General features: G+C 48.7%; 14 protein-coding genes. 8 read left to right on the top strand and 6 right to left on the bottom strand.

Going from position 1 to position 13855, the window contains the following annotated elements; all coding sequences use genetic code 11:
* The first annotated feature begins 99 nt into the window (after positions 1 to 99).
* The 6 genes from AC3RCI_RS01860 (at position 100) to chrA (ending at position 4309) form a co-directional block, all read left to right on the top strand.
* Positions 100 to 576: a GAF domain-containing protein gene (locus tag AC3RCI_RS01860; RefSeq protein WP_336783843.1), complete on the top strand. Its 477-nt coding sequence runs from the start codon at positions 100 to 102 to the stop codon at positions 574 to 576.
* 65 nt (positions 577 to 641) lie between these two features.
* A complete protein-coding gene (locus AC3RCI_RS01855) occupies positions 642 to 1292 on the top strand; it encodes a response regulator (RefSeq protein WP_336783845.1) in 651 nt (216 codons plus the stop codon).
* On the top strand, positions 1285 to 2394 hold the full coding sequence (locus AC3RCI_RS01850) for a PAS domain-containing sensor histidine kinase (protein ID WP_492527386.1): 1110 nt from the start codon (positions 1285 to 1287) through the stop codon (positions 2392 to 2394). Before AC3RCI_RS01855 ends, AC3RCI_RS01850 begins: the two co-directional genes overlap by 8 nt.
* A gap of 271 nt (positions 2395 to 2665) precedes the next feature.
* On the top strand, positions 2666 to 3160 hold the full coding sequence (gene chrS, locus AC3RCI_RS01845) for a chromate efflux transcriptional regulator ChrS (protein WP_095361639.1): 495 nt from the start codon (positions 2666 to 2668) through the stop codon (positions 3158 to 3160).
* 12 nt (positions 3161 to 3172) lie between these two features.
* On the top strand, positions 3173 to 3760 hold the full coding sequence (gene chrB / locus AC3RCI_RS01840) for a chromate efflux transporter ChrB (protein ID WP_154896487.1): 588 nt from the start codon (positions 3173 to 3175) through the stop codon (positions 3758 to 3760).
* 3 nt (positions 3761 to 3763) lie between these two features.
* Positions 3764 to 4309 (top strand): chromate efflux transporter ChrA, encoded by a 546-nt coding sequence (gene chrA / locus AC3RCI_RS01835; RefSeq protein WP_095291571.1) that lies wholly within the window; start codon positions 3764 to 3766, stop codon positions 4307 to 4309.
* A gap of 108 nt (positions 4310 to 4417) precedes the next feature.
* Here the strand turns inward: chrA and AC3RCI_RS01830 are convergent, their stop codons facing one another.
* A complete protein-coding gene (locus AC3RCI_RS01830; protein WP_492527385.1) occupies positions 4418 to 6790 on the bottom strand; it encodes an Ig-like domain-containing protein in 2373 nt (790 codons plus the stop codon).
* Between the two features lie 223 nt (positions 6791 to 7013).
* On the opposite strand from AC3RCI_RS01830, the gene AC3RCI_RS01825 reads away from it, so the two are divergent.
* The gene (locus AC3RCI_RS01825) at positions 7014 to 7628 is read left to right on the top strand and encodes a class I SAM-dependent methyltransferase (protein WP_127539086.1); all 615 of its coding nucleotides are present in this window, start codon (positions 7014 to 7016) and stop codon (positions 7626 to 7628) included.
* 106 nt (positions 7629 to 7734) lie between these two features.
* Here AC3RCI_RS01825 and AC3RCI_RS01820 read toward each other — a convergent pair whose 3' ends face one another.
* Together AC3RCI_RS01820 and AC3RCI_RS01815 are read right to left on the bottom strand one after the other, a co-directional pair.
* The gene (locus tag AC3RCI_RS01820; protein ID WP_492527384.1) at positions 7735 to 8871 is read right to left on the bottom strand and encodes a glycoside hydrolase family 88 protein; all 1137 of its coding nucleotides are present in this window, start codon (positions 8869 to 8871) and stop codon (positions 7735 to 7737) included.
* A gap of 146 nt (positions 8872 to 9017) precedes the next feature.
* Positions 9018 to 10949, bottom strand: coding sequence for a heparinase II/III family protein (locus AC3RCI_RS01815; RefSeq protein WP_336783856.1), 1932 nt, complete (start codon positions 10947 to 10949; stop codon positions 9018 to 9020).
* Positions 10950 to 11267: 318 nt separating this feature from the next.
* Between AC3RCI_RS01815 and AC3RCI_RS01810 the strand changes: the two genes are divergently transcribed.
* On the top strand, positions 11268 to 11600 hold the full coding sequence (locus AC3RCI_RS01810) for a hypothetical protein (RefSeq protein WP_336783857.1): 333 nt from the start codon (positions 11268 to 11270) through the stop codon (positions 11598 to 11600).
* A 115-nt stretch (positions 11601 to 11715) separates the two neighbouring features.
* Here the strand turns inward: AC3RCI_RS01810 and AC3RCI_RS01805 are convergent, their stop codons facing one another.
* From AC3RCI_RS01805 to AC3RCI_RS01795, 3 genes are all read right to left on the bottom strand, one after another.
* Positions 11716 to 12063, bottom strand: coding sequence for a KGG domain-containing protein (locus AC3RCI_RS01805; protein WP_154896483.1), 348 nt, complete (start codon positions 12061 to 12063; stop codon positions 11716 to 11718).
* Between the two features lie 177 nt (positions 12064 to 12240).
* On the bottom strand, positions 12241 to 12897 hold the full coding sequence (locus AC3RCI_RS01800) for an SGNH/GDSL hydrolase family protein (protein ID WP_341173663.1): 657 nt from the start codon (positions 12895 to 12897) through the stop codon (positions 12241 to 12243).
* A gap of 105 nt (positions 12898 to 13002) precedes the next feature.
* On the bottom strand, positions 13003 to 13809 hold the full coding sequence (locus AC3RCI_RS01795; RefSeq protein WP_336783859.1) for an NAD-dependent epimerase/dehydratase family protein: 807 nt from the start codon (positions 13807 to 13809) through the stop codon (positions 13003 to 13005).
* Positions 13810 to 13855 lie beyond the last annotated feature (46 nt).

The following is a 13855-nucleotide window of genomic DNA, read 5'->3' as shown; positions in this document are numbered from 1 at the left end:
GTATAAACTTATATTTCAGGACACCTTGGTCAAAGGTTAAACATATCCATGTCACCAGGTCTAATCTAATGGTGTAATTCCAAAAAGGAAGTGTCTCTCATGCACGATGAACTCCCTTCCGGCATTCAGGAGATGATCCATAATCTGCGCCTGAACACATCCACCGATTTTTGCGGACTGGCCTATCTCTCGGGGTCCATGCTGCGCTGGAGGTACACTTCCGGCGCAACCAATGATCGCGTTACACGGATGGAGATGCGTCCCGGACAAGATCTTGTGGGCACTGCTCTACGGACAGGCCGCACGTCCCTGTCGGATGAAGGTACCACAAATGCCAGTACACCTGGCCGTTGTCCGTTGATGATCGCAGAGCGGCTGTTATGCGCCATCGCCGTCCCTGTGTTCCTGGAGAGCAGCATCCCCGGTGCCGTGCTGCTTGTTGGCAGCAGGCAGCCATGTACGTTCTCACCGAACACAGTCAGGGAAGCAGAGCTGGCGGCCAGAGCAGCTGCAGCGAGCCATTCACAGTTAAGCAGGCCCCGTGTAAGCCATGAAGAAAAGCTATTCAGAGATTAAAGCTCTGGGTGGCTTTTTTTGGTATCATGAAGACAGGACCAAGAAGCGGACAGGGGGAATATATAGTGATTCAACTATTGGTTGTGGATGATCATGTTGTTGTGCGTTCCGGGCTGATCGCCCTGCTCGACGGCAAGCATGATATCCGGATCGTGGGGGATGCAGCAGATGGTGACGAGGCCATTGCCAAGGCACAGGAATTGAAACCGGATGTGGTATTGATGGATTTCAGCATGCCGCCAGGCAAGGACGGGCTAACCGCCACCGCAGAATTGAAAAAGTTGATGCCTGACGTGGCCATTTTAATTTTGACCATGCATGATGATGAAGAGTATCTGTTCCGTGCAATCCATGCCGGTGCTTCAGGGTATATTCTCAAAAGTGCGCCGCATGAGGAACTGCTGGCAGCCATTCGCTCTGTAGCAGAGGGCAGTGCGTATCTGTATCCCAGTGCCACCAAACGGCTGATGAGTGAATACCTGGACAAATCCAAACAGGAAAACGCCGGGCCGTATGACACACTTTCCGAACGGGAGAAAGAGATATTGTCCTGGATTGCCAAGGGTTATGCCAACAAGGAAATTGCCGAGCACCTGGTCATCAGCGTCAAAACGGTCGAATCCCATAAAAGCAATCTCATGGATAAGCTGGGCCTGCGGACCAGACCTGAACTCGTCAAGTTTGCCATGAAAAAGGGGTTGCTAAACTTTGAGTAGCGCAAGTGAGAACAGACTTAGCGGACTGGCGGAGCAGCCTGTACTGCAGCTGCTGGATGAACTGGATAATCATATCACCGATGATGAATTCCGCAGCAGGCTGAAAGGTTCGCTGCATCAGCTAAGCGATCTGAAGTTTGCATTGGATGAATCCTCCATCGTTGCCCTCACGGATCGTAAAGGGAAGATCCAGTATGTGAACGATAAATTCTGCGAAATTTCACAATATGACCGCGAAGAATTGATTGGTCAGGACCACCGGATTATCAATTCGGGATACCACGGTAAAACATTCATGAAAACCCTTTGGGAAACCATCTCCTCAGGGCGAGTATGGAACGGAGAGATTCGTAACCGTGCGAAGGATGGCAGCCACTACTGGGTGAATACAACAATTGTGCCTTTTCTCGACAATGACGGAGAACCATATCAATACCTGGCAGTACGCAGCGAAGTAACGAAGCTGAAACGGGTCGAAGCTGAATTGCAGACCATGATGACCCAGGTCATGAACATTCAGGAGGAGGAGCGCCGCCGGATTTCGCGTGAGCTGCATGACGGAATCGGACAGAGTCTCTTCTCGCTTGTGATTCAGATCGATCAGCTGCTGGCTGACAAGCCTCATTCCGGTGTGGAAGCGCTGCGTAAGCAAGTCACGGGTATTATGGAAGAAGTCCGTGGCATGGCCTGGGAACTCAGACCTTCCGTGCTGGATGATCTCGGTGTCGTTCCGGCCATCCGGACTTACATTGAGAACTATACCCGCCACTACGGTATCGAAGTCGATCTGGAATGCAACCTGCGCAGACGGCTGGAGATGAATCGGGAGATCGCCATGTACCGGATTATCCAGGAGGCACTTACCAATGTCGCAAAGTATGCCGATGTAGCCGAAGCACAGGTAACGGTGGAAGATTCCGAGGAGGGCACAGTCGTAACTATTTCGGACCAAGGTGCCGGATTCAATGTACAAACGGCAGGTCAGGGCGTGGGACTGTTCAGTATGGAAGAACGTGCTCGTGGAGCAGGAGGAACGCTGACGTTATCGTCTGAGCCTGGTGAGGGTACAAGCATTACGTTTCACCTTCCCAGAGGTATATAGAACGAAGCGAATATGTGGATAGGCTATACGCACATCTACAATAGAAAGAAAGAGAGCTGCTCACGGTTTTATTCCAAGAGCGGCCTCTTTGCGTTCCAATTTTGGTACCAATGACAAAATGAAAGCCTAAAATCGGATAAATTCAATATAATGGATAAATAGGTTGACTCCAATTACGATTCGTCATTAAAATATGAATGCTGCATGCAAAATGCATTTTTGAAGGTTTACATTTCATATTCCATATAGAGAAGGAAAAGGATGATCAATCATGTCAGATAAACGCTCCTCTAAAGGAGGAGAAATCCCGCAAATGTACAATCTGGACGCGATCGATCGGAAAATCATAGCCGCTCTGCATCAGAACAGCCGTATATCCTATACCGATCTGGGCGCACAGATTGGACTGTCACGTGTAGCAGTTCAGGCTCGCATCAATGCTTTATCCGAAAAAGGCATCATTGAACGTTTCACGGTTGTTATTAACCCGGGTAAGGTTGGGCTTCAGGTCTCTGCCTTTTTTAATGTAGATGTGGAGCCGCCCTTCCTTGATGAAGTGGCCGAGAAACTGGACGAGGAACCGGCGGTCACCAGCCTCTATCATATGACGGGCCCAAGCACACTGCACATGCACGGCATTTTTGCGGACATGGAAGAGATGGAGCAGTTTCTGCTGGAGAAGCTCTATAAGATGCCTGGCATTGTGAAGGTCGAATCACAGTTGTTATTGAAACGATATAAAAGTCGAATGGGCATGAGACTGTAGGAGGAAAACAGCATGAGTTGGAAAGATTACACCGGTCTCGTTACGGGTATGGTACGAACCGGGATATTGGGTTATGGCGGTGGTCCTTCGGTTATTCCGTTGATTCGTTATGAAGCAGTCACTCGCTATCAATGGGTTAGTGATGAGGAATTCGGCGAAATTTTGGCCATAGCCAATGCCCTCCCTGGTCCGATTGCAACCAAGATGGCTGCTTACCTCGGTTACAAAACCAAAGGCGTGCTCGGCGCCATCGTTTCCGTGCTGGCACACATTTTGCCCACGAGCATTGCCATCATCGCCCTGCTTGGCTCCATGTACGCACTGCGTGAGTCGAAGATCGTCGCAGGTATGGTGGCGGCTGTGCGCCCCGTGATTTTTGTGATGCTGGGCATGATGGCTTATGAATTTGCCAAAAAAGCATGGTCCGGACTCGGCAAAACCTTTGCCGTCCTGTTTGGTGTCATTGCGTTTGTGTTATTGCAGCTGCTGAATATTCATCCAGGCATTGTTATTGCAGTCTTCCTGGGTTATGGCGTATTCCACCTGGATCTGGTTCAGCGCTACAAGTCCAAACGCAGCTCCGACAAGGAGGTGTCCTAAACGATGCTTCAGACATGGTGGGAATTGTTTTGGGGATTTTTCGTAGCCAATATTTTGGGATACGGTGGCGGTCCTGCTTCCATCCCGCTCATGCAGGAAGAAGTGGTGAACCATTATCAGTGGATGACCACAGAGCAATTCGGCGATGTGCTCGCCATCGGGAATGCGCTCCCTGGTCCAATCGCTACCAAGATTGCCGCATTTGTCGGTTATCAGGTGGCCGGCTGGTTCGGAGCGTTTATCGCCAGTTTTGCCACAATTGTACCTTCTGCTGCCGCGCTGATCCTGCTGCTTCGTTTACTTAACAAGCATCGTACATCGCCCAAAGTCAAAGGAATGACGCTGCTTGTGCAGCCAGTTATTGCGGTGCTTATGATTCTGCTCACGTGGGAATTCGGCCAAGTATCCACCGATTCCATCGGGATCTGGCAGACACTGATCATAGCAGGGATCTCCTTATGGGTCATGACCAAGACCAAACTGCATCCGGCTATTTTAATTGTTATCGCTTTTGCTTATGGTGCCTTGGTTCTGTCTCATACGATGTAATCCGTTGATCGAAAAAATATAATTGTTATACCAAAAAAAAAACGGTGGTGTCAGCATCCAAGCTGGCATCACCGTTTTCCCATTTACATCTCACCTGCAACGCAAGTTTTATTTTGCTTCAACAACGATGGTCACTTTTGTTTTCACGCCAGCATAACTCACCGTGATTGTCGCTTTACCTTTACCATTAGCCTGAATAATACCATCCTTCACCGTTGCTGTTGCAATACGGGAGGACTTCCAAAGTGCCGGCTTGGAGACATTTTCTTCACTGCCATCGGCATATGTTGCCGTTGCTACCACAGTAACCTTATCCCCTGGTTTCATGGTCAGAGTAACTTTATCGGTTTGCAGATATTTCAGTGTATCTACATCGATAGCCACGGTTACAGATTTGCTGCCGTACTTAGCTGTTACTTTCGCTTTACCTGAACCAACCGCTTTTACTTTACCTTTGGTTACCTGAGCTACTTTGTAGCTGTTGGTTTTCCATTCAGCTTTGTCGGTTACATCGCGTTCGCTACCGTCGCTCAAATATGCAGTAACCGTCAGCTGTGCTGTTTCACCTGATTTCAGGGAAAGTGCCGGTTCAGAAGCTTCGATGCGGGAGATGACGTCAACTTCAACCTGAATCGTCACTTTTTTGGAACCATACTCAGCCGTGATGTTTGCTTTACCACTGCTATTTCCCGTGATAACACCCTTCTTCACGTCCGCTACGCGCGAATTGCTGGATTTCCAAGTCGCTTCGGATGAAACATCCTCAGTCAATCCATCTTCATCGGTCGCTGTCAAGACGATCTGTTGTGTTTCCTTGGCAGACAGTACTACGAAGTTTACATCTGCTTCCAGGCCACTAGCCATGCCCACTTCAACAGGCAGAGTCAGTGTTTTGCCTTCAATTTTTGCCGTAATGGTAGCCTTACCCGTTGCAATACCTGTCACTAAACCATTACTGTCTACTTCCGCAATCTTTTCACTGCTGCTGCTCCACTCTGCATCTTCCGAAACATCCTTGGATGTGTCGCCATAAACAGCCAGTACTTTGGCAGAGAACGTACCGCCGACAGCTACTGAGGCTTTTTTCTTATCCATTTCATACTTGTCCGGAACGTCTACATTCACTGTAAACTTAACCGTTTTGCCACCATAAGCAACTGTAACGGTTGCAGTACCTGTTTTATAAGCAATCAACTCGCCATTCGATACATACACCACGTCCGCATTACTGGATGTCCAAGTAGCTTTGGAAGTTACGTCTTCTGTGCTTGCATCAATGTATTCTGCACTTGCTTTCAATTGCTTGGTCTTATTATCACCAGTAACACTCATTGCGAGCTTGTCATCGACATCCTTGATATCGAGGTATCTAGCTGTATCAACATCAACGGCAATCTCTACCGTTTTGCCGCTATAGGAAGCCTTGATTGTTGTTGATCCTGCGCTTACGGCTGTAATCTGTCCTTTAAACACAGTTGCCACTTTCTCGTTGCTGGAAGTCCAAGTAGCCTGATCCGTCACATTCACATCACTGCTGTTTGGATAGGAAGCCATTAAAACCACGTTGGCTATTTTATTGGACTGGCTCAAGCGGAAGAAAATACTTTGTTTCTCCACACTCAGTTTACTTGTCAGATCTACGTCTACATCTACAGATACGGATTTGGTTCCATATTTAGCAGTGATTGTGGCGGAACCAGCGGAATACCCCGTAATCTCTCCTTTTAACACATCTGCGACTTTCTCATTACTCGAGGTCCACTCAGCCAGGTCAGTGACATCTTTGGTCGTCCCATCTGGATAAGTAGCCGTTAATTTAACATCTTCACTCTTATTCAACAGCAGATTAACCTGCTTTTTGTCTACATCTACACGTTTAACAACCTCGACGTTAACATCTACTGTTACACTTTGACTGCCTACTTTTGCTGTGATAACAGCTGTACCCGCACTCTGCCCGGTTACTTTACCATTTACTACAGTTGCCACTTTCTCATCACTTGTAGACCACTCCGCCATTTGAGATGCATTCTCGTTGGTTTCATTGTCACTGTACGTAGCGGTAAGGATAATATCTTTGGTATCCCCTGTTCGCAGATCCAGTGTCTGCACGTTTTTGGAGAGGGCTTTTACCTTTTTGGTAACCTTTACTTGAACAGCCTGGCTCTGATTCTGGTACTCTGCCGTAATCGTGGCTGTACCGTCCTTTTTGGCCGTAATTGCACCATTATATACAGTTGCAATCGAAGTATCACTACTGCTCCAGGATGTATTAATGGTTACGTTAGTTGACGTATTATCCGAATATACACCTGTTACCGTAACAGAACTGGAATCCCCTACTTCGAGAGACATCTCATTTTTGGAAACCACTATTTTGGACAGTTCCTTATCTGCCGCAGCGGCCAAGCCTACGTTGGAAATACTCAGCACGAATACCAGCATCATCACCATGTACTTGGTCAATCTTGGCTTTAACATCATTTCCCCCCGATTATCATCATTTTTTTCCTTAATTTTAATGTCGGCAAGTTCTTTCCAGATGTTTAGGCTTTCAGCGATTTTTCAGAAAAATGATTGGAAAACAATTCCGAAGTCTCATCTCTCTTTATGGAATCATACCCGCCAGCATTCCGCATAACCTATCTATATTGCTATGTTACAAGCGCCCAGCAACTGAATTGTACATGATAGGAGGAAAAACATGCGGCAGCCCTTTGATTACATTGGATATTGGGAGCAGACATACCGTTCCGGAGAAACTTCTGGACGTGGATCATACGGGGTTCTGGCTGAATTCAAGGCCGAGATTGTGAACGGATTGATCCAGCAGGAGGGCATTACCAGCGTAATTGAGTTTGGATGTGGGGATGGCAACCAGCTGCAATTTATGAATTATAAAGAATACCTCGGTGTCGATGTCGCTGCCTCTTCGGTGCGCCTGTGTGCCTCGAAATTTGCCACGGACTCCTCCAAAAGCTTCATGCTGTATACACCTGGCTTGTGGATCAACCGGGGTTTTCTGACGGCAGACCTTACGGTGTGTCTGGATGTGCTGTACCACATCACGGATGAGACCGATTTCCGCAATACCTTATATGATATTTTGCATTCATCGAAGGAATGGGTTGTACTTTACACCCGGTTGAAGGAAAACGGCAACCCAGGCGTGGACACGATTCAGGATCGCAACCTGTTCCATTATTTATTTGACTATCCCGACTTCAAGGTTCAAGAGATCATCCCGCAGCGATATCCCGATCAATCTTCAGCGGACTTTGTGATCCTCAGGCGCGTGCCATCGAAGAAAAACAAATAAATCATCTAACTCATATCACGAAAAACCACCCAAAACAGCCCAGTGGAAGATAGGCTGCCTCAGGTGGTTTTGTATTTCATTGATTTAATTCTCCGACATGTTGAGGTTAAAATAGACCCGGACGTCCGCGCAGCTTCGCCAGCGCTTCCATATAGAAATAATCGCCGTAGATGATCGGCACATTCAATCCCCTTCCTTCCGGGTAATGCACGGTTCCCTGCATGATCAGCCCCTCTTCCGCAGCTGACTCGCCTGAGCTGTAGCGCTCATGCAGGCCGCGAACGACGCGCTCGCCCGCTGCGGCATACTCTTCTCCGCGTGGCGACAGCTTCGCCAGCTCAAGCAGACCGCTCGCCGCAATCGCAGCGGCGGACGAATCCCACGCCACCTGATGCTCCGCCGGTGCGCGAAAATCCCAGAACGGCACGATATCTTCGCCAAGCATGGCGAGGAAGAAATCGGCCGCGCGTTCCGCTGTCTCCAGATAGCGGGCTTCGCCCGTATACCGGTAAGACAGCGCAAAACCATGCAGCGCCCAGGCGGTGCCCCGCGCCCAAGCGGAACCTGGAGCATGGCCCTGTCCGCCATGCTCTCGCAGCTTCTGCCCCGTGTGTGGGTCAAACTCCACCACGTGGCAGATGGACCCGTCTGCGCGGACGAACTCGCGCGCTACGGTGTCCGCGTGGGCTTCCGCCAGCAAGCGGAAGCGGGGATCGCCGCTCTGCTCGGATGCCCAGTAGAGCAGTGGCAGGTTCATCATGCTGTCGATGATGACTACGCCGCGCGTGTCCATTGTAGGCGAGTTGAAGTTCCAGGCACGAATGAACTGACCACGTACATTGAAACGAGCAGCAAATAGATTGGCAGCAAGCATTCCCCGCCGCCGGCTGTCCATGCTGCCAGTCTGGCGGTAGGATGCTACGCCGCTAAGCAGCCAGATGAAACCCAGATCGTGATCCACCGAATCCGGATTGCGGAGGCACCCCTCCAGCTGCCGTTCACAGCTATCTGCAAAACGGGACAATGGAGCAGCATCCACATTTTCCGGGGACTCACCATACACGAGCCATAACAATCCTGGCCAGAATCCGGCTGTCCACCATTCCGGATCATTCTGGTCATACGTTCCCTGCGGAGAGATGTGTGGAAAGGTATCCTTGATTCGCTGTGCGTTGCGAATGGTTTTGTCCGCGCCCTGCCGCCATGCTTCTTCAACCCATGTTACCGATGTCGATGTACTCACGAGCTTTGCCTCCTCTTTTCGTATCCTAATTTATTTACTCATATACATAAGCAACTTGGATGGACTATATCAGCACGCTTGTCTTCAGTGGTTTCCTTGCAACAGTTCAATCCGGGTTGTCCTCAATTCTGATTCTTCGAATTGAATTACCTCGGATAAATGGTGAATTTCAATCTGCACCTTGTCTCCTGTACAGAATGATCCCGAGAATCTCCGCTTTCATCTGCGGTTTGCCGTATGATTAATGCGGTGCGGTAAAACTTCTGTGGCAGGTGATCATGATCCATGGTCTCGATCACTTCGATCTGTGCATTCCAGCATTCAGCATCGTACTCCATGATTACCACAGCCTTGCTACCTTCCCATCGTACTCCTGTTTCTTGCAAGACAGGTTCGATTCGACTGATAAAATGCTGGGCGACTCGCGGTTCTCCAATCAGGCGCTCCCCTATCTGAATACCGGAAGAAGGTGGACTCCATTGGTAGTGGTCTTCAAGGAGAAGCTCTGCTTCGGAATTTCCAGCTGAACCGTGCCATCGTAACCGCCGGATATATCTTGCCAGTGTAGGAGCCTCCGAATAAGCTGACGTCAGATCCAATTCAGCCTCTATCCCCTGTGATTGCAGGTGTTTAATATGTTGCATTTTAGCTTCGGCTTGTCTTCCGGATTGCTGATGGGTCCCTTCAATGACAGGAACGCTATGCCCCTGAGAGCCAATTTGTAGGATGCTTTCCCTACCAGGTGCGAAGTAGGCTTGAGTATACTCGCCTGAGCCTGGATCACAGAGAATGTTTTCACCGCCGCCATGAAGGATGAAGTGTCCCAGATCATTATGATTATGAGGCTCTGCGTTATGACCCCCTTTTACCGAAAAGGCCACCTTCACTTCCTGCTGTTCACCCGTTGTCAGCGTCCCTCGTGCTATCACCCACGACAAATCCTTCAAGTAAATTGGAATCCCGGGCTCGCCCGATTCAGTCTCTCTCTCGAACTTAGCGGGATTAGTCCAGAGTACATTGCGGAGAGCATGAGCCCACCTGTGGCAGGGATCCTGGGAGAGGAGCGGGATGTGGAGCCCTGAGTTGATTGGAATCTGCTGCCGATCGGATAAAAGGGACAGTAAACCGGACGGAATCGTCTCCCGCTCACGACTGTCCGAATAGTTAATATACACCCCGCCCGATAAATGAATATTTCCCGGGAAAGCAGCAATTGCTCCCGTCTTGGGTTCTGACAACATATCCAGTTCACCTGCACTGAACAATCTCAGCATCTCTGCGTAATACGTATAGAATCCGAACCCGTACACCCAGTAGCCCACACCTTCAGCACATCCCCCATCCGTCCCGTAACCACTCAAAAAGGCATTCATGGATCGAATGGTGTGCTGCACAGCCATGGTTCTAAGACGCTCATCCTTCAATAAAAGGAGAGCAGCAATTCCGCATCCTCCACTGCAAACGGCTGACCAGTTGTGATTTGCCTCTTCCCAACCATAAGTCCGCTGCTCTCGGTACAATGGAGTAAATATCCTGTCTTCTATCTCCGCCTTGACCATCCGGATCACACGTTCATCCAGCATGTCATCCAGCATCACGACTAGCTCTGCCAGCATCTGTGCGGTCTCTGCAGCGAATAGATCAATATGTGTTCTTGCGCCAGCTTCTTCCCCTTCTGGTATATGGGCAGACAGACACCAGGTTTGTTCGGTACAAACACTCCAGATCAGATCCTCCACCAGTTGCAAACGAGAGGAAGACGGCGATACTGCCATCAGCAACCCTAGCGATACAAGCCTTCCGCGCCTTTCAAAATAGGCCTGCTCATACGCTTGACGCTCACCCGTATCCCTGAATTGACGAAATAGGGAAAAAGATAGTTCAGGCAGGTTCTCCTTGAGTGCCTTCTGTTCATAACCTTCTAAATCCGACCAAAAGCCGGCGTAAATGGGGTCATCCCACGTGTCCGTAAGCCTGTCTTTCCAGTGATGGATAAGCTCCAAACCATCGGATATTCCATGTTTCATAGCCTCAGCGATGTGATCTGCCGTCCAACGTAATCCAGGGTGAACTGTCATCAGAATTCCTCCCCACAATTGTAACCGATTTCATTTTAGCCCATCATGCAGTGAAAAAGAAGGGAATTCCGCTAAATGTATGTAAAATAACGTATAATATGAAAATAACTGAAACTTTTCAGACGTTTTTCTCGTAATAAAGTTGTCGGTACTCATTGTATATGTACGTAATTCCATTATGAGGACAGGTGAACGATACTGAAGACTGAATTATTTAATCAGGCTGTAATTGAACTGCTGCATCGCTCGGATAGCCATGCACTTGTCCAGGTGGAGACTCATTTTCCGGATAACCGCCTCGTTGGCGGCAAATATCACATGGGAACTCACACCGTGTATCTATATCAAAAAGAAATTATGGAGCAATGCCGGATGTTGTTCGGATCGCTGGCTCCATTAGAAGCCTATATTTATGTTATTTTGGCCCATGAACTGGGTCATGCCGAGGATGCAGAATTAGTGGAACTATCAAACCGCCTTGATGGTCCTCTTACAGCTCTTGAGCAGGCGGAGATTCGGCTGCGCATTGAAGAAAATGCCTGGCGTTATGCAGAATCCCTGTTATCGGATATGGATCCCGTGTTTCTGCGTACCATCATTGATGAATCCCTGCTTAGCTATCGTCAAGCGATTGAACCACATATTGCCTGAATGTTCTAGCACAGCTGTAGCAAACAAGGCCAGACTCACCCTTTTCCACAGGTGAGATCTGGCCTTGTTTGCTTGGACTACATTTATACATTCATGCTTGCTTCTATATCAATGATTAATTTTTCCGATTACGCGACCGGGCTTGTCCGCCCTTGCGCCCTGCTTCTTCACGACTCATTTTGCCATCCTGATCGTCGTTTCCATCACTATTGCCCCGGGCTTGTCCACCCTCACGTCCAATCTCTTGATAGAACTCACGGTCGTGGGATTTTGATGTTGCTTCCCCGCCTTTGCTGCCGATCTCCTGATAGAAATCCTTGTCATGGTTCTTCGAGGTTGCCTCTCCGCCCTTGCTGCCGATCTCTTGATAAAACTCATGATCATGATTCTTGGAGGTTGCTTCTCCACCCTTACGTCCTGCTTCTTCACGGCTCATTTTTCCGTTTTGGTTATTCTGTGCCATTTTGAATTCACTCCTTATCGGGTATTGAGTATAGTGTGCTACGCTTCTTAATTACCCTCCTCTCTGGAAATAAAACAAGTGATTTCTAAATATGTAACTTTTATATAATTTATTTTCGGGTGTTCGTCTATGTAAAAAAAGAGCAGAGGATTGCACAGGACCCTCTGCTCTTTTTTCCTATTGGATTTTAAGTTTGCTGTCCTGTACGACAGATAACCATTGACGTGCAATCAGTTCATGACCTGCCGCCGTTGGATGCACACCATCCCACAACCAATAGGATGCCTCTGCCTTTTCAGTTGCTTGATTGAGCACATCCTGCAATGGAACGAACACAGCATCGAACTCATCCGCGAGCTCCCGGACAAGGCGTTGATATTGGCCTATTTTCTCCTGCCATGCATCCCATTTGTCCACCGTAGCGCCGGTTTTCAGAATGAAGGGTTCCATCAACACGAGCCCTGTATTCGGGAGCACTTCCCGCGTTTCTTCAAGCAGATGACGATATGCCCGTCCAAGACGATCCGTCACCCCGCTCCGTTCATTATTCATTATACGCCAGGCGTCATTCACACCGATCAGAATGCTGATCAGCTCCGGCTTCAAACTAAAGGTATCTTCATTCCAGCGTGCATACAGATCGGATGCGCGATCCCCACTAACCCCCCTGTTGTAGAAGGTGGGCTGCTTCTCTGCCAGCTCCGCACCCAATCTGCTTGAGATCAAATAAGCGTAGCCATGTCCCAGAAAGTGATTCGGATCATCGTTCCGCGATCTTCCTCCGTCTGTAATGGAGTCTCCCTGAAACAATATTACGGATGGACTTGTACTCATGATTTGAACCGTTCCTTCCTCTTATGCAAAATGGAAACCTTGATTCTACAGTCTCCATTTTATCCCTTTCCGGTTCAATAGAAAATAGCGTTTTCAAAAGTTCAACTAAACGCCCTTCTGGTCTTTTGCCACATATCCTCCGCCCTGATACTTAGTCTCATCCTGCTTATCCGGCGCACCTCTGCGCTTCGCTTCTTCCCACAGCTCGGCAGCATCGTCTTCCGGACGGTATCCAATTTTTTCAGCCAAATAACCAATATCATAATAATTGTCGCTATTCGCGGAGGTTCCGTATAGATTAAGATACTTCATCCCGGAATCAGCTTCGATACAGCACACAGCGAGCTGCACCATATCCCTCGGGGATATCCAGATATGAGCAGAGCGCTCGGAATGCGGATAATCATCCCCGGAGAAGTTGCCGATCCGAATATTGAACGAAGACAGGTCATACTTGTCGACATAATAACGGCCAAGCAGTTCAATATAACATTTGCTGAGGCCATAGAAGCTGTCAGGGCGATAGGGGTCGTCGACCTCAATCTCTTCACCTGTACGGTAAAAGCCGGTTGCATGGTTAGAACTTGCAAAAATGACACGCTGAACACCATTCATTCGTGCTGCTTCATATACATGGTAAGCACCCGTTACGTTGATCGGGAGAACTTTGCCCAAGAAGTCCTCTCCATCCTTGGCCCAGGCAATGTGCAGCACGGTATGCACTCCTCGCATCAGCTCTTGCAGCCTTTCCGCATCCGTAACATCCATGGGGACAATACCTGCTCCAGAATCCTCCTGAAGATCAGCCGCAACAATATCATACTTGTCCATTTCCCTCAGACCGTCCAGCAGACTGCGACCGATTACGCCAGCAGCACCTGTGATCAGTACTTTTTTCCTCGTATTACCCATTGACCTTCGCTCCCTTCATTCTTTACGGATACCTCAGTTCTACTAT

It is taken from the genome of Paenibacillus sp. MT124 (assembly GCF_058792755.1).
Note: the sequence above shows the minus strand (reverse complement) of the source record. Positions and strands in the feature narration are given on the sequence as shown.